The organism is Candidatus Neomicrothrix sp. (assembly GCF_035329545.1).
Classification (GTDB): Bacteria; Actinomycetota; Acidimicrobiia; order Acidimicrobiales; family Microtrichaceae; genus Microthrix; species Microthrix subdominans.
Window position 1 is genome coordinate 106,649 of sequence record NZ_DAOLGP010000002.1, and the last position, 14,130, is coordinate 120,778.

Consider the following 14,130-nt stretch of genomic DNA (forward strand, 5'->3'; position numbering starts at 1 on the left):
TACAATCTAGGTATGGATGTAGCTACACAACGGGTCGAGGTCGGCGTTCGAGACCTGAAGAACAACCTCAGCAGGCACTTGGCCAGCGTGAAGGAGGGTGCCGAGATCACGGTCACCGAGCATGGACGGCCCGTGGCACGTCTGATCTCTATCGACGCGTCAACCGACCGCTTGGCTCAGCTGATCGAGGCCGGTGTGGTCCGGCCTGCAAGGTCAAAGATCCGCAAGTTGCCGCAGCCCGTTCATGCCTCCGGGTCGGTCAGCGACCTGGTTGCTGAACAGCGGCGCTAAGCAGCTGAAGCGGGCAGCAATCATGACGACCTACGTTGACACCTCAATGCTCGTGAAGTTGATCGTCGCCGAAGCAGGCACCCACGCTGCCTACGCTGTTTGGGGGGACGCGCGGTCACTGGTGGCGGTCAGCCTGATCGAGGTCGAGGCCGCGGCGGCGCTTGCGGCGGCACACCGTCAAGGTCGACTGACGTTGGAGGCATTCCACGTGGCCGAGCATTCACTTGATGACTTGGTCGAGCAGCTCGACATCATCGAGGTCGACGTGGAGGTCATCGAGCGAGCCCGAAAGCTGGCACCCCACTACGCATTGCGGGGCTACGACGCCGTGCACTTGGCCGCCGCAACGTTGGTCGGCGCAGACGTGTTTACCAGCGCCGACTTCGCACTGTGCGAGGCGGCCCACCAAGAAGGGATGCTCGTCGCCAACCCCCTCGACCGGTGACGGCAGATGGGGTTGGCGACGAAGCGCCTCCGGCTTGCTAAAGCTCAGCCAGCTCGTCGAACACCTTCGAGTGATGGAGGTACGCAGCCTTGGCCTCATCGACGAAGGCCTGCTGCTCCTCGGCCGACCACTCCAACGCATCCAGGTTGTCCCGATATCGCTGCTTCCAAGCGCCCGGGCCGACGATCTCCGGGAAATCGAAGACCGACGCTCCCCCGTCCGGGGTGAGACCATAGATCTCTCGGATGCGCTTGCCGACGAAGAAACCGCCCGACAGGTCGCCCAGGTATCGGATGTAGTGATGGGCCAGCAACCGTGGCGCCGCGTAGTTCGGGTCGTTCGCCGCCGCCTCAATGTCGCCCAGGTACGTCCGGGTGGCGGGCAGGACGGTGGACGGTGCCTGCGCACCTGACGCGTCCAGCTCAAGTTCGAGCCAGTCCAAGTCGGTCTCGAGCGCCTGAAGACGCTCAAGCCCAGGGTCGTGGAACGTCCCCATCACGTCACCGTGGCGGTCATCGTTGACGATTCCTTCGAGCAGCTCGTAGACGGCCCGCAGCTGTTGGAGATAGCCGACGTAACCGGCGAGGGGCACGTCACCACCCATGAGCGCCACGATGAAGGCGGAGTTCTCCGCTTCGGTGTGCTCGGTGGCTGTAGCCTCCCGCACATGAGCGGAGAGGCTTTCGGGGATGGTTGCTGTTGATTCGGTCATGAGTTCCTCACTCGTCGTGACAGGATTCGGCCGGCGATTCCGGCCAGGATCAGAGCGGCTGCGGCGAGCACCAGCAACCGGGCTGAGGCGCCGGTCGACGCCAGCGTCGTCGGGCTGGAGCCGCCCGTCACCGCGCCGAGTTGCGTCGCGCCGGCCACCTTCGGGGCAACGGCGGTCGCAGCGTTTGGCGTGGCAACAGCCGCGGCGTTCGGCGTGACCGTCAGGGTGGTCACCGGCGTGCCGCCGGCACCCGCACCGGGGATGCTCGTCGTCGACACGGGCTGTTCCGACTCGGCCGGATCCTGCCCGGCCCAGCTGACCGGAACCCGGGCGTCGGCCGAACGGTCGGCGCTCGCCGTGTGGTCGGCCTTGGTGACGACCGCACAGCGAACCTCCAGGCAGTCGACGAACTCGTCGGCCGCAACCACGTTCAGGTCCACCTCAAAGGTTCCGTCGGCACCGAAGGGCTCGGCCAGATCGACGCCGTAGGCGGGCGGGTTGGAGGAGATCCATACCGAGCCGCCTCCGTCGGCGTCCGTCTCGGGGCCTCCGCCTCCCAGGCACGGCGCCGGGGTCACGCCGGGCCCGTTGTCGACGCACAACGCAACGTAGATGCCCAACTTGGGGTCGTAGCCGGAACCGGACACCTTCACCGTGTCACCATCGGGGTCCAGCCCGGTGGCCGGATCGACGGTGAGCGACTGGCCGGACGCACCCTTGGTGGTGCGGGGTTCACGCACGAGCGGCGCACTCGTCGCCGGAGGGTCCCCGGGCTTGGGGGCGGCGCTGGTGGGCGTCGTTGAGCTGCCGCCCGGCTTGGTGGTGGGTGCTGTCGTCGGGACCGGCTGCTCGGTCTCGGTTGGATCCTGCCCGGCCCAGCTGACCGGCACCCGAGCGTCGGCCGAGCGGTTGGCGCTCGCCGTGTGGTCGGCCTTGGTCACCACTGCGCAGCGAACCTCCAAGCAGTCGACGTAGTCGTCGGCCGCCGCCAACTCGAGATCAACCTCAAAGGTGCCGTTCGGTCCAAACGGCTCGGCAAGGCCAGCTGCGTACGAGGGAGGATTGGACGAGATCCACACCGATGAGGCTGCGTCAGGTCCACCGCCGCCGACGCACGGTTCCGGGGTGACGCCGGGACCGTTATCGACGCACAGCGCCACGTAGATGCCCACCTCGGCGTCATAGCCGGAGCCGGTGACCTTCGTCGTGTCGCCCTCGGGGTTGAGCCCGGTGGCGGGGTCGACGATGAGCGACTGACCGGATGCACCCGTGGCGCTGCGCGCTTCGCGCACCAGCGGGTCGATCGTGGTTGGCGGTGAGGTGCTCGGTGTCGTCGACGGCGCAGTGGTCGACGGCGGCCGGGTGGTCGAGGTCGGCCTGGTGGTCGAGGTCGGCCTGGTGGTCGAGGTCGTGGAGGCCGGAGTGGTGGTCGAAGTCGGGGCGGTCGTCGACGTAGTAGTCGTCGTCGCCCCGGGCTCGGAGAACGTGATTGGGGTGAACGTCTCCTGATCGGCATCGACCGCACCAGAACCCGCGTAGGTCACGATGCCGTACTCACCAACACTCCCCGAAACCGGAGCAACCTCAAGATCAACGGTGAACGACCCATCCGCAGCAATCGTCACGAAATCCGGACTGGTTCCAGCCGGATCCAAGATCGCCCGCTGAGCCGCCGGCAACGCCCATACCTGCTTGATCACCCGACGAGCCGAACCCGGCGCGCCAGCCGAGGGCGCCCACGGCTGATCGAACGTCCCAAACACCACATACACACCAGAGTTCTGCCCAGCCAACGGCGGACGCGTGCCCTGATGAGCAGCCGGATCAAACCCGGTACCCGTCACCGTCACCGTCTCACCCGTGTCGGCAACATCAGTCTTCGACACCGCCACCGACGCCGCAGCCGGCTCGGAGAACGTGATTGGGGTGAACGTCTCCTGATCGGCATCGACCGCACCAGAACCCGCGTAGGTCACGATGCCGTACTCACCAACACTCCCCGAAACCGGAGCAACCTCAAGATCAACGGTGAACGACCCATCCGCAGCAATCGTCACGAAATCCGGACTGGTTCCAGCCGGATCCAAGATCGCCCGCTGAGCCGCCGGCAACGCCCATACCTGCTTGATCACCCGACGAGCCGAACCCGGCGCGCCAGCCGAGGGCGCCCACGGCTGATCGAACGTCCCAAACACCACATACACACCAGAGTTCTGCCCAGCCAACGGCGGACGCGTGCCCTGATGAGCAGCCGGATCAAACCCGGTACCCGTCACCGTCACCGTCTCACCCGTGTCGGCAACATCAGTCTTCGACACCGCCACCGACGCCTGCGGTGCTGCGCCTGCGCTCGCCCCGGACATGCCCATCGCCACCAGGCCGAACAACAACGTCGCCACGGCGACGAGTCCAGCCAAAGCTGAGCCGAACGGGCGGCCTTGGCGTGGCGTCACCCGCCTCGGCGGTGATGCGGTTCTCAGTGTCATCTCGTTCTCTTTCCACATGTAAGAAACCGTCACGAGACGGCCGTCCGGACTTCGTAGTCGGCAACCCTAACAACGATAGTTAGGCTTGCTCAACTCCCGAGGAAAAATGGCACCGGCGTGCCGCTCACCGGGTGAGCACCGATGACGATGCGACAGCCGTAGGCGTCCTCTAGGCGCTCGGGGACGAGCACGTCGGCCACCGGTTCGGCCCCGGTGGTGGCGCCACCCGGGGCCAACAACACCACGCGATCGCTGTATTCGGCGGCGAGCGCCAGGTCGTGCAACACCGCCGCGACCGCTGCCCCGGCTCGGGCGCGGTCCCGAAGCCGGCGCATCAGCAGGTGCTGGTGGCGCAGGTCCAGCGACGCAGTCGGCTCGTCGGCGAGCACCACCGGCGATCCCTGAAGCATCATGCGGGCGAAGGCAACACGCGCCCGTTCACCCCCCGACAGCTCGGTCACCGGGCGCTCGGCCAGGCCATCCAGGTCTGCCGAGGTCAGCGCGTCCGCCAATTCGGTGTCGTCTCCTCGGCCGCCGACCGATGACGGCGCCGCCCAGCGCCCCATCTCGACCACCTCGGTCACTGTGAAGTCGAAGGGAAACCGGTGGTGTTGGGTCATCACCGCTCGACGCCGGGCCAGCTCCACCGGCGCAAGGCTCTGCGGGTCGCTCCCAAGCACCGACACGGTGCCGCTGTCGGCCGGCACGTCCCCCGCCAGCACGGACAGCGCAGTCGACTTGCCGACGCCGTTCGGCCCGATGATCGCCACCAACTCGCCGCCGTGAAGCTTGAGGTTGAAGTCGGTCAGCACCTGCCGACCGCCCCGGGCGAGGACAATACCGCTGGCCTCCAGCGCCACGGCACCCTGACCGAGGCGCACCGGGTCTGGCTCTCGTGCGGCGCTGCCGACCAGGCGTCGAACGTAGTTGGTCACGTCGCCTCCCCCAGCCGGGACTTGCGGATCTGACGAAAGAACACCGGTGCGCCCACCAGGGCGGTCAGCACGCCGAGCGGCAACTCGGCGGGAGCGACGATCGTGCGGGCGACGACATCGGCCAGCGCCACCAGCACCGCGCCGACGAGCGCCGAGCCGAGGATCAGCGCCCGATGCGACGGTCCGATCAGCATGCGGACCGCATGGGGGATGACCAGCCCGACAAAAAGGATTTGCCCGGCGACAGCGGTGGCCCCGGCGGCGGCGAGCGCAGCGGCGAACAGGCTGATGATGCGGATCCGTTCGACCGGAATGCCCAGGTGCTGGGCCTGCACCTCACCCAGCGACACCACATCGAGCGCCCGCCCGATACTCCAGGCAAGTGCGATGCCGCCGCCCCCCATGATCGTCACCAGCACGACGTCGGACCACGACGCCTGCGCCAGCGAACCGAGCGTCCAGAACACGATGCCCCGCAGTTGCGCGTCGCTGGCCAGGTAGGACAACAGCCCGATGATCGCCCCGGCGAACGCGTTGACGGCGATGCCGGTGAGCACCAGCGTGACGATGTCGGTCCGACCGGACCGGCGCGAGGACGTGTAGACCAGCGCGATCGCCGCCATCCCGCCGAACAGTGCCGCCGCCGACAGGCCAAACGTGCCGAGCACCGCTGCGCCCGAAACGATGTAGATCACAGCCCCGACGGCGCTGCCGGCGGTGACGCCGATGATGCCCGGCTCGGCGAGCGGGTTGGCGAAGCTGCCCTGCAGTACCGCTCCGGAGGCGGCCATCGACGCGCCGACCAGCATGCCGAGCACCACCCGCGGGAAGCGGATGTCGACGAGCACCGACCTGATGGTGGGGTCGAGGTCGGCACCGCCCCGGAGGGCGCCCCACACCTCGGCGATCGAGATGTTCATCGCGCCCGAGGTCGCCGACACCAGACCGACCGCGACGAGGGCCAGCACGCCGCCGACGAACAGGCTTCGCCGCCGCCTCGCCCGAACCTGCTGGGTGGTCTCGGTCACGAGCGGTCTGGCTGCCCAGACTCGGCGAACGCGGCCTTCAGGGACTCGACGACCTCGGGGGTGCGGACTCCGAAGCTGAACAACAGGCCATCCTCCATCGTGACGACGCGACCGCTCTGTCCAGCCGGCGTTTGGGCAACACCCGGGATCTGCATCAACCCGGCGACCCCGTCGACCGACTCCAGCCCCGTCGTCGTCACCAGGATGACGTCCGGTTGGGCCTTCACAAGCGCCTCGCTGGTGAGCGGGGTGAACGGATCGCTCAGCCCAATCTTTGCGCTGGCATCGGTGGCGCCGGATGCCTCGATCAGCGAGTCGACCCCGCTGCCCGGCCCGGCCATCAGGTACACGCCTGCGCTGCCCCGCACATAGAGAAACGCCACCAGCGGTGCTTCGGCCCCCGCCGGCGCCGCAGCCACCTCGTCGAGTTCCTCGTCGAGGGCGGCGGCCAACTCCTCGGCGGCCGGCGCCACCCCGGTCAGCTCGCCGACCGCTCGGATTCGGTCTCCAACCCCATCCACCGCGACCACCGGGTTCATCGTCACAACCGGCACGCCGGCCGCCTCGATGCTGGCCTTGGCCTCCGGGGGACCGATCAGCTCGCTGGCGATCACCAGGTCGGGCCGAACCGACAGCACCGATTCGGCCGAGATGTCGTGGGCCTTCGTCAGCAGCGGGATCTTCTCGGCCTCGGCGAACGTGGTTGAGATGTCGCGACCGACAAGCCGGTCACCCATCCCAAGCGCAAAGAGGATCTCGGTGACGCCGCCATCCAGGCTGACGATGCGGTCGAGGGAGTCCACCGTGACCGTTTCGCCGTTGTCGGACACGACCTGAAGCGGCAGCTCCGGCTCGATGGCTGCGGCCACGTCGTCGCCGAGTCCGGGCGTCGACTCCTTGTTTTGCCCGAGGGTCACGCCCCCGTCGCCGCACGCCGCCATCAAGAGGGCGGCACCCAGCACGATACCGACGAGCGTCGGCCTTCTCAGACCGGACCGGCTGGCTCGGCGGCTCATGGTGCCGACGCCCCGTCGGTGGGAGCGTTCATCCCCGGCCACCGCCCCGTCTTCGACCGGTAGATGCCGGCGCCAGCACCTCCGAGCAGCGCGACACCCCCGGCGGCGGCGAGTCCCCAACCCCAGCCGCCCGAACCCCCGTCATTGGATGACACGGTGATCTTCGGTTCCTCGGCGCGTTCGGGTGCCGTCGTTGTCGTCGGCTTCGCACTGGTCGTCGTCGCCTTCGGCTTGGTCGTAGTGGTGGTCGTCTTCGGAACCGTCGTCGTCGACTTCTTCTTGGGCTTTGCGGTCGTCGTCGCCTTGGGCCTGGTGGTCGCCGCCTTATCCTCAACCGCTGGCGCCGGGGTGACCGGAGCCTCAGCGATCGTCGCCTGCACCGGCTCCTCGACTGGAGGGGCCGGCACGACGGGGGCTTCGGTTGGCTGAGGGGCCTCAGCCGGAGCACCGGCGGCAAAAGTCACCGGGATATAGAGGTCCTGGGACCGGTCGGTCGAACGGGTGTGATCGTTGCGAGTGGCGATGGCGCACTGCACCTGCCGGCAATCCAGACCACCACCCAGCTCGGGCGACACGGTGAGCTGGGCGCTCAAGGACCCACCCTGGGCGTAGGGCACCGCAATGTTGGTGGCGTAGGAGGGAGGATTGGACGAAAACCAAGCCGACGCCCCCGAGCTGCCGGAGCGGTCCTCACCTCCGGCGCACGGCGATGGCACTGCACCGGCCGGCGGCACGAGACACAGGCCGACGTAGACGCCCTTGTCAACGTCGAACCCGACGCCGTTGACGGCGATTGACTGGCCCGGCTGGAGCTCGGCGGACTGAGACACCGTGACGGTCCGCACACCGTCGGACACCTGCGCGCCACCTTGGTAGCGAGCAAGCACGGCACCCGGAGGGTCGGCGACCGACGCACCGGCGCCGCCCACCCAGGCGAGCGTGATGGCGACGGCTGCCAGCAGCGAGGCCACGCCGGAGAGCCTGGCCCGAGCCGCCGGCACGGCGCTCCTCGGCCGATCGGGCGGGCCGGGTTGCGCAGTCTGGTTTACGTGTGCTGTCCGCATCAGCAAAACTCTATGTTAGGGCGCCCTATCTATCCAACCGCCTCTGACGAACCGGCGACCGCAGACCGGTAGGCAGTCCAGATCTCCGGACGAAGCCGTCCCCGGTCCGCGACGGTCAGCCCGGCGGCGATCGCCCAAGCACGGACCTCTGCGGTGGTTGGCTCCCGGACCGGAACCGGCCCGGCGCCTGTCAGCCCGTCGAGGCGCTGGGCGCCGGCCTCCTCGTTCAGACAATGGTTGAGGGCCGCACCAAAGAACCGGTACGTCCACTCCTGGGCGAGCTGCCGGGTTTCAGCAAACACGATCGGCACCGACGGATACCTCACCGCGGCTTCGGCCAGCTGCTCGGCGATGGCCGCCGGGCGAACCCTGGCCCGCTTGAACACCGACGAGTAGCGCTCGTCGACCACCAACGCTGCGTGGGGAGCATCGGCCAGCGCTGCGAGCAGCGTCCAGAGTTTGCCGCCGGTGATCGTCGACACGAGATCCTCCAGGCTCTTGCGTTCCACGACCGCAGCAGGCCGTCCGTCCACGCCGTCGACCGCATAGTCCCCGACTGGCAGTGCCCTTTTGGTGGTCGTGGCCTGCTGGGCCGAGAACTTCCACGCATACCGCTCGCGGGTGTCGACCACGATGTTGAGCCGGTGGCCCGAGGCTCGGGCGGAGGGGACAGTGACGTTGGGCCGCGCCTGCTTGCGAGTCCGAGCCGATTGCCAGAACACCACCTCGCGCCCGCGCGCCTTGGTGAACACGAACTGCGAGCGGTTCTCCCGACCCCGGTCCAGCACCAGGTCGATGGCGACACCGCGTCGCATGCACGACGCCACCGGAACGCGCTCGACGATCTCGAGCGTTGCCGGGTCGGGCCACTCGTCCGCCGGGTGGCAGTACACCTTGGCGGTGCGGGGCCAGGTGTCCTTCACCTTCAGCACCACCGGGCGCGCGCCCACCGGCAACCGAACGAGATAGGGCAGCGTGGAGTTGGGGTCGGGGTTTCGGGCGATCACGAACTCCACACGGCCACGGTAGGGCGTCAAACCTCCACCTGCCCGCCAAGCTCCGGCCCGCCTGCGCTGCGGCGGCAAATTCCCCGCCCTTACGTCACAAACGCTGAGTACACTGACGAACGTGCGTTCGACCACCGAGGCCGGCATTCTTCACGCCGACCTGGACGCGTTTTACGCCTCGGTCGAGCAGCGGGACCGGCCGGAACTTCGGGGTCGACCGATGGCGGTCGGGGGCGGGGTGATCCTGGCCGCCAGCTACGAGGCTCGCCGACGGGGTCTGCGAGGCCCGATGAACATCCGTGCCGCCCGGGCGCTGTGTCCCGAACTGATCATGGTCCCCCCGCGGATGGATGCCTACACCCAGGCCAGCCGACAGGTGTTCGAGATCTTTGACGACACCACGCCCTTGGTGGAGCCCATCTCGATCGACGAGGCGTTTCTCGACGTGTCGGGCCTGGGCCGGCTGGTCGGCCCGCCGAAGCTGGTCGCCGCCCAGCTCCGGGCACGCATACAGGCCGAGGTTGGCCTGGCCATCTCGGTGGGTGTGGCCCGCACCAAGTTTCTGGCCAAGGTGGCCAGCGGGGTGTGCAAGCCGGACGGGCTGCTCGTGGTGGAGCCCGACGGCGAACTCGAATTTCTGCATCCGCTGCCCGTCGGCCGGCTGTGGGGTGTGGGCCCAAAAACCGAGGAGAAGCTGGGGCGCAACGGCGTCACCACGGTCGGTCAGGTGGCCGAGCTGGACGAGGGCCAACTGGTAGCCATGTTGGGCGCCGGGTCGGGGCACCAGATGCATGCGCTCGCCCACAACCGCGATCCCCGCCGAGTGGTCACTGGCAAGCGGCGATCGTCGATCGGGTCCCAGCGGGCGCTCGGGCAGCGCCGCCCCGGCTTCGCCGAGCTGGAGGCCATCCTGTTGGAGCTGGTCGACCACGTCTCCCGCCGCCTGCGGGACGGCAACCGGGTGGGCCGCACCGTCATGCTGCGCTTTCGCTTCGGCGACTTCACCGCCGACACCCGCTCGCACAGCGTGCCCGAGGCCACCGGGTCGACCGCCGCTTTTCTCGATGCCGGCCACGCGTTGCTCGTTACACGCCGGGACGAGATCGAGCGCCGTGGACTCACGCTGTTGGGGTTCACCATCGCCAACCTGTCCCCCGCCGACGCCGTCCAACAGAGCCTGGCGTTCAACGGGCGCTCGACGGTCGACCTGGACGGTGCGGTCGACGCCGTGCGGCATCGGTACGGCTCGGATTCGATCGGCCGGGCCACCCTGCTGGGGCGGGCCAGCGGCATTCACGTGCCGCTGCTCCCCGACCCGGGGCATCCGGGAGTATCTCGACCGTAGGCTGACCCTCATGCGCTTTGGCTTCTGGATCGGCAACGGACACGGGTGGGACGAGATTCAACGCAGCGGCGTGAGGGCGGAGAAGACCGGTTGGGACGGACTGTGGTTCGCTGATCACTTCATGCCCGGCATGGGCGCCGACGACGGACCCATCCACGAGGCGTGGACCGCCCTCTCGGCGCTCGCCCAGGCCACCGACCGGGTGCGCCTCGGCCCGCTGGTGTGCGGCAACACCTACCGCAATCCGGCCGTGCTGCTCAAGCAGGCGGTCACCGCCGACCACATCTCCAATGGCCGCATGGTGTTGGGGCTCGGCGCCGGGTGGCAGGAGAACGAGCATCGGGCCTACGGCATCGAGTACGGCTCGTTCGCCGACCGGTTCGAGAAGCTGGAGGAGTCGCTCCGGATCATCGCCGCGCTCCGCAGCGGTGAGCGGGCGACGTTCGACGGCAAGCACTACCGGCTGGACGATGCCCCCCTGGCTCCGCAACCGGTCGGCCGCCTGCCGATCCTGCTCGGGGGCGGTGGCGAGAAGAAGACGCTGCGCATGGTCGCCGAGTACGCCGACGAGTGGAACGTGTGGTCCACGCCGGATGTGATGGTGCAGAAGTCCGCCGTGCTCGGCGAGCATTGCGCACGCCTCGGTCGGGACCCCGCCGACATCGAGCGGTCGTCGGTAGCGCTGTTGTTCCTCGTTGACACCGATGCCGAGGCCGACAAGCTGCGGGCCCACGACTTTGGCCGTCCGTCGCTGATCGGCACGCCGAGCCAGCTCCAGGAGCAGCTGGCCGCCTATGCCGAGGCCGGGGTCGACGAGCTGATCGTCCCGGACTTCACGCTGGGAGGGGGCAACCGGCAGGACGCGACGCTCGACCGGTTCCTCGCCGAGGTGGCGGCGCCGTTCCGGTCGTAGAACGAGGGCGGGAAAACCGGTCGTTCTTCAGCCTTGATCGAGCAGCGTCGAGATGTTGAAGGACACCTGCTCCATCACTTCCCACCCGACCGCCCCCAACCGGTGCACGAGCCGCTGCCCGTTGACGGATCGGAGCATCTCGCACTGGATGTAGCTGGTGTCCTCGAGACCGGTGATCTCGGATGCTTCCACCTCCACATGCGATGCCACCAGGCGACGCGTCGTCGTCAGCGGCATGACGAAGACGATCGGAAACGAAGGCCCGAAGGTGTCCGGCGGACCAACCACCAGGGCCGGCCGAACCGATGACGGCTCCGCCGGGTAGGACTCGCCGAAGTCCACCCGCCAGAGTTCGCTAATCGAGGCCATCTGAAACCGAGGTGGCCTCGAACTCTCCCAGGTAGTCACGCCACGCGGCGGGATCTCGCCGGAGCACCTCGAAGTCGCGGGTGGCCTGGGCGGCGAAGCGCTTGCGGCGCAGCGCCACAGCCGCTTCGTCGACGGTGTCGATCAGCGAGTCGCCGGTGGCTTTGCTCATCTCGAGCAACTGGGCGTGAGTTTCGGCTTTGACTCGAATGGTGGTCGTTCCCATGAACTGAGTCTACATTTTGCATGCACGAATGACCACGACATAGGCGCACCTGTTGCAGACTGCTTCGGGTGTCAGAATCCACTCATGGAGCCGACTCTCCGAAACATCTGCGTCTTCTGCGGGTCGAGCAGCGGCACCGATCCGGCGTTCCAAACGGCGGCGGTGGCCCTCGGTTCTGCGATCGTGGACGCCGGTTACCGGCTGGTGTTCGGCGGAGGCCACGTCGGTTTGATGGGCACCCTGGCCGATGAGGTTCTGGCGCGTGGCGGCGAGGTCATCGGCGTGATGACCGAGCAGCTGGTTGGGCTGGAGGTGGCCCACCAGGGGCTGACCGAGTTGGACATCCAGCCCACCATGCATCGCCGCAAGGCCCGCATGGCCGAACTGGCGGACGGCGTGGTCGTGCTGCCCGGCGGATTCGGCACGCTCGACGAGGCGTTTGAGTTGTTGACTTGGAACCAGCTGGGACTCGTCTCGGTGCCGATCGTGTTTCTCGACGTCGACGAGTTCTTTGCGCCACTGTTCGAGTTCATTGCGGGATCGGCTGCCGCCGGGTTCATGAAGGACCACCACGGGACGCTGGCCCAACGCACCGACAACGCCGAGGCCGCCGTTCGCCTCGCCTCGGGCAACGCCCCCGCCTTCACACCCAAGTGGACCGACCGTTAGCGGCTCCGCTCACGAGCCCTGTCGGGTGGTGCGGGACAGGTAGGCGGACGGGGACGTCCCCAGGTGCCTACGGAAGTCGCGCGTGAGGTGGGCCTGGTCGGAATAGCCAAGTTCGGCTGCGACCGCCGCCCAGCCCCGCCACCCGTTTCCGTCGCCGCTGGCCCGACGGGCCGCCTCGGCGGCTTCGATGATGCGCCAACGGCGAATGACGAACGACGGGCTGGCACCGACGTGGAAGTCGAAGAGGCGCTGAAGGGTGCGGACGCTGGCGCCGGCAGCGGAGGCCAACTGCTCACTACGGCACACACTGCGATCCCGCTCGGCCAGTGCGGCGACCTCCACCACCTGCTGTGCCTCGGCGATCATGGCCGTGTCACGTCGGGCGATCACGGATTCCAGTCCCTCCCGCAGCGCATCGGTTCGCGATTCGTTGTCGTCGATCTCCGCCACTCGTGCAACCATGTCGTACGGGACGAGCCCCGGCAACCCGTCAGCGAAGTTCAACTCGGCGTCGGCCGCCGTCCTTGCCGGAGCATCGAGCAGCACGCCCAACCCGCCCACGGTCGTGCGCGCCGCCACCGTCCATCCGTCGACAGTCAGGTGACGATTGCTGACGCTGCTCATCACCCCGTAGACCCTGCCTTCGGCCGGATCGAGTGGCACCCCGGCGTCATCCAAGGTGCCAATGCTGATGTTGCCCGCCGGATGGTTGAGTACCTGCTGGTCGTGAAATGTCCCCGGGGGCATGCTCCACGCCACCGACCAGAACCACTCGACCAGCCCATCGAGCGCCTCACCCGCCGGGTACCGTGCGAAGTCGACGTAGCGCATCATCTCCTGCGGGTCGACGATGCCGCGGGTGTCGTCGGGAAGCGCTGAAGGCACCCGCCGAGAATACCGGTGAAAGTTGGCGTGGATCTTCAAGCGCCGGTCGGGCCGCATTTGTACCGTGGCACCCATGACCGACGCGACCGCGACAACCGACGACGAACTCCCGCTCTTTCCCACATCCGCTCCCGCAGTGTTCTGCGATCCCGACGCTTCGGGCCCCCTCTTTGCGGAGGTGCTCGAACGGTTGGCGGCCGTGATCGACCTCGACGACACCCAGGTGGTGCTGCCAACACCCTGTGAGCACTACAACGCCGGCGAACTTCGTCAACACGTCCTTGGGTGGCTCGACTTCTTCGCCACTGCGTTGTCCGATCCGCCCGCCGACTCGCCGCGTCCCGACCCGGAAGCGTTCGTCCTGGAAGACGAGCAGGCAAGCGACGTCGTGCGTCGCTGCTCGACACAAGTCCAGCAGGCGATCACCAACGACGCCGCCTCGCAGGCGGTCACGATGACTGGATCCCGCATGCCAGGCGACGGAGTGTTGGGCATGGCGCTCGGCGAATACATCATCCACGCCTGGGACCTGGCCATGGCGACCGACCAGCGGTACGACCCTCCGACCGCAGCGGTGGCCCCGGCGCACGAGTTTCTGCTCGGCATGGTGAAGCCCGAGTACTGCGGTCCCGACACCGGCTTCTTCGACGCCGAGGTCAACGTCGGCAGCGACGCTCCAGCCATCGACCGCCTGCTGGGGTTCGCAGGTAGGGATCCGGCCTGGGTACCGGCGTCACACTGA

Annotated in this window: 16 protein-coding genes; 6 read left to right on the top strand and 10 right to left on the bottom strand. The window is 68.0% G+C overall.

Annotated features, from left to right (window positions below; genetic code table 11):
• Positions 1-12 precede the first annotated feature (12 nt).
• Both PKD89_RS01950 and PKD89_RS01955 read left to right on the top strand, forming a co-directional pair.
• The gene (locus tag PKD89_RS01950) at positions 13-291 is read left to right on the top strand and encodes a type II toxin-antitoxin system Phd/YefM family antitoxin (protein ID WP_289012390.1); all 279 of its coding nucleotides are present in this window, start codon (positions 13-15) and stop codon (positions 289-291) included.
• A gap of 22 nt (positions 292-313) precedes the next feature.
• Positions 314-736, top strand: a complete 423-nt coding sequence (locus PKD89_RS01955; RefSeq protein WP_287376035.1) for a type II toxin-antitoxin system VapC family toxin — start codon at positions 314-316, stop codon at positions 734-736.
• Between the two features lie 37 nt (positions 737-773).
• Here PKD89_RS01955 and PKD89_RS01960 read toward each other — a convergent pair whose 3' ends face one another.
• The 7 genes from PKD89_RS01960 to PKD89_RS01990 all read right to left on the bottom strand — a co-directional run bounded on the left by PKD89_RS01960 (position 774) and on the right by PKD89_RS01990 (position 8,993).
• Positions 774-1,448, bottom strand: coding sequence for a heme oxygenase (biliverdin-producing) (locus PKD89_RS01960; protein WP_289012391.1), 675 nt, complete (start codon positions 1,446-1,448; stop codon positions 774-776).
• The gene (locus PKD89_RS01965) at positions 1,445-3,934 is read right to left on the bottom strand and encodes a hypothetical protein (protein ID WP_289012392.1); all 2,490 of its coding nucleotides are present in this window, start codon (positions 3,932-3,934) and stop codon (positions 1,445-1,447) included. Before PKD89_RS01965 ends, PKD89_RS01960 begins: the two co-directional genes overlap by 4 nt.
• 89 nt (positions 3,935-4,023) lie before the next feature.
• Positions 4,024-4,869 carry an ATP-binding cassette domain-containing protein gene (locus PKD89_RS01970; protein WP_289012393.1) on the bottom strand — a complete coding sequence of 282 codons (846 nt, stop codon included), beginning with the start codon at positions 4,867-4,869 and terminating at the stop codon, positions 4,024-4,026.
• The gene (locus PKD89_RS01975) at positions 4,866-5,897 is read right to left on the bottom strand and encodes a FecCD family ABC transporter permease (protein ID WP_289012394.1); all 1,032 of its coding nucleotides are present in this window, start codon (positions 5,895-5,897) and stop codon (positions 4,866-4,868) included. The genes PKD89_RS01970 and PKD89_RS01975 overlap by 4 nt, the downstream gene beginning before the upstream one ends.
• Positions 5,894-6,913, bottom strand: a complete 1,020-nt coding sequence (locus PKD89_RS01980; RefSeq protein ID WP_289012395.1) for a heme/hemin ABC transporter substrate-binding protein — start codon at positions 6,911-6,913, stop codon at positions 5,894-5,896. Before PKD89_RS01980 ends, PKD89_RS01975 begins: the two co-directional genes overlap by 4 nt.
• Entirely contained in the window at positions 6,910-7,884 is a 975-nt protein-coding gene (locus PKD89_RS01985; protein ID WP_289012396.1) for a hypothetical protein, read from the bottom strand. The genes PKD89_RS01980 and PKD89_RS01985 overlap by 4 nt, the downstream gene beginning before the upstream one ends.
• A gap of 122 nt (positions 7,885-8,006) precedes the next feature.
• Positions 8,007-8,993, bottom strand: coding sequence for an ERCC4 domain-containing protein (locus PKD89_RS01990; RefSeq protein WP_289012397.1), 987 nt, complete (start codon positions 8,991-8,993; stop codon positions 8,007-8,009).
• 112 nt (positions 8,994-9,105) lie between these two features.
• Between PKD89_RS01990 and dinB the strand changes: the two genes are divergently transcribed.
• Positions 9,106-10,329, top strand: coding sequence for a DNA polymerase IV (dinB, locus tag PKD89_RS01995; protein ID WP_289012398.1), 1,224 nt, complete (start codon positions 9,106-9,108; stop codon positions 10,327-10,329).
• A 10-nt stretch (positions 10,330-10,339) separates the two neighbouring features.
• Positions 10,340-11,242 (top strand): TIGR03560 family F420-dependent LLM class oxidoreductase, encoded by a 903-nt coding sequence (locus tag PKD89_RS02000; RefSeq protein WP_289012399.1) that lies wholly within the window; start codon positions 10,340-10,342, stop codon positions 11,240-11,242.
• Between the two features lie 27 nt (positions 11,243-11,269).
• Here the strand turns inward: PKD89_RS02000 and PKD89_RS02005 are convergent, their stop codons facing one another.
• A complete protein-coding gene (locus tag PKD89_RS02005; protein ID WP_289012400.1) occupies positions 11,270-11,611 on the bottom strand; it encodes a type II toxin-antitoxin system PemK/MazF family toxin in 342 nt (113 codons plus the stop codon).
• A complete protein-coding gene (locus tag PKD89_RS02010; protein ID WP_289012401.1) occupies positions 11,598-11,834 on the bottom strand; it encodes a hypothetical protein in 237 nt (78 codons plus the stop codon). The genes PKD89_RS02005 and PKD89_RS02010 overlap by 14 nt, the downstream gene beginning before the upstream one ends.
• An 84-nt stretch (positions 11,835-11,918) precedes the next feature.
• On the opposite strand from PKD89_RS02010, the gene PKD89_RS02015 reads away from it, so the two are divergent.
• Positions 11,919-12,503, top strand: coding sequence for a TIGR00730 family Rossman fold protein (locus tag PKD89_RS02015; RefSeq protein WP_289012402.1), 585 nt, complete (start codon positions 11,919-11,921; stop codon positions 12,501-12,503).
• Positions 12,504-12,512: 9 nt separating this feature from the next.
• On the opposite strand, the gene PKD89_RS02020 is transcribed toward PKD89_RS02015, so the two are convergent.
• The gene (locus tag PKD89_RS02020) at positions 12,513-13,388 is read right to left on the bottom strand and encodes an AraC family transcriptional regulator (RefSeq protein ID WP_289012403.1); all 876 of its coding nucleotides are present in this window, start codon (positions 13,386-13,388) and stop codon (positions 12,513-12,515) included.
• A 73-nt stretch (positions 13,389-13,461) separates the two neighbouring features.
• Between PKD89_RS02020 and PKD89_RS02025 the strand changes: the two genes are divergently transcribed.
• A complete protein-coding gene (locus PKD89_RS02025) occupies positions 13,462-14,130 on the top strand; it encodes a TIGR03086 family metal-binding protein (protein ID WP_289012404.1) in 669 nt (222 codons plus the stop codon).